The 1,427-nt window shown below is 68.2% G+C and carries 1 protein-coding gene; it reads right to left on the bottom strand.

Annotated features, from left to right (window positions below; all coding sequences use genetic code 11):
* Positions 1-66: 66 nt before the first annotated feature.
* Positions 67-1,266 (bottom strand): IS256 family transposase, encoded by a 1,200-nt coding sequence (locus tag ACS5PV_RS32745; RefSeq protein WP_455399476.1) that lies wholly within the window; start codon positions 1,264-1,266, stop codon positions 67-69.
* Between the last annotated feature and the right edge of the window lie 161 nt (positions 1,267-1,427).

Here is a 1,427-nt window from a genome sequence, read left to right as displayed (position 1 = left end):
GATCGTGTCCCCTGGCGTGGTGTAGCTGAGTGTGGTCCACCACGATGACCGGCAGGGCCGGACTGGTCAGACTGCGAGGTTTGGCAGGCTGACGAGAGGATCATCGCCGATCGGGGCGATGCTTTCCAGGGTCATGTAGCGGCAACGTTGCACGGCCCACTCGTCGTTCTGCTCCAGCAGGATCGCGCCGACCAGGCGGCGGATGGATGGCTCGTTGGGGAAGATGCCGACGACCTCGGTACGCCGCTTGATCTCGCCGTTGAGGCGCTCCAACGGGTTGGTCGAGTGCAGCTTGGCCCGGTGAGCCGCCGGGAAGCCCATATAGGCCAGCACGTCTGTCTCTGCTGCGTCCATCAGGGCCGCCAGCTTTGGGACCTTGGGGCGGAGCTGATCGGCCACCCGCCGCCATTGCTGGCGGGCGGCCTCGGCATCCTCCTGCGCGAAGGCGGTGGCGATGAAGGCCGAGACGACGCGCCGGCCCGAGCGGCCGGCATGGGCCAGGACGTTGCGCATGAAGTGCACCCGGCACCGCTGCCAGGAGGCGGTCATCACCTTGGCGACGGACGCTTTGATGCCCTCGTGAGCGTCGGAGATCACCAGCTTGACCCCGCGCAGGCCGCGCCGGGCCAGCTTGCGCAGGAACTCGGTCCAGAAGGTCTCGGCTTCGGACGGGCCGATGTCGAGCCCCAGCACCTCACGCCGGCCATCCGTGTTGACACCCACCGCCACGATGACGGCGACCGAGACGATGCGGTGGTTCTGGCGCACCTTCACGTAGGTGGCGTCGATCCAGAGATAAGGCCACTCGCCCTCGATCGGCCGATCCAGGAAGGCGTTCACGCGCTCGTCGATCTCCTGGCACAGCCGGCTGACCTGGCTCTTGGAGATGCCCGTCCCGCCCAAGGCCTGGACAAGATCATCGACGGCGCGGGTCGAGATGCCCTGGATGTAGGCCTCCTGGATCACCGCCGTGAGCGCCTTCTCGGTCATCCGGCGTGGCTCGAGGAAGCTCGGAAAGTAGCTGCCCGTCCGCAGCTTCGGGATGCGCAGCTCGACGGTGCCGGCTCGCGTCTGCCAGTCCCGGTCGCGGTACCCGTTGCGCTGGGCCAGCCGCTCCGGGTTCTTCTCGCCGTGGGCCGCGCCGGTCAGGCCGCCCACCTCCAGTTCCATCAGGCGCTGCGCGGCAAAGCCGATCATCTCGCGCAGAACGTCCGCGTCCGCGCTCTTCTCAGCCAGCGCCCGCAGGCTCATAACGGCATCGGTCATCGGGGGTCTCCCGGGTTCGGGGTTGGTGCTCGCAACCCGATCCTAACCCGTCACCGCCGATGGCCACCCCCGCGAGAGACCCCGCCTGCTACAGCGCTGTGACGGCGCGCAGGCGGGCTCTCCCGCTCTCGCTCAGCTACACCACTCCAAGGGACACGACC

The sequence above is a fragment of the Methylobacterium sp. Gmos1 genome, from assembly GCF_053764715.1.
The sequence above is the reverse complement of the archived record's forward strand: the minus strand, read 5'-3'. Positions and strand labels throughout refer to the sequence as shown.

Coding starts and splice junctions, on each gene's coding strand:
- ACS5PV_RS32745 (WP_455399476.1), bottom strand. CDS start 1,266: ATGACCGATGCCGTTATGAGCCTGCGGGCGCTGGCTGAGAAGAGCGCG.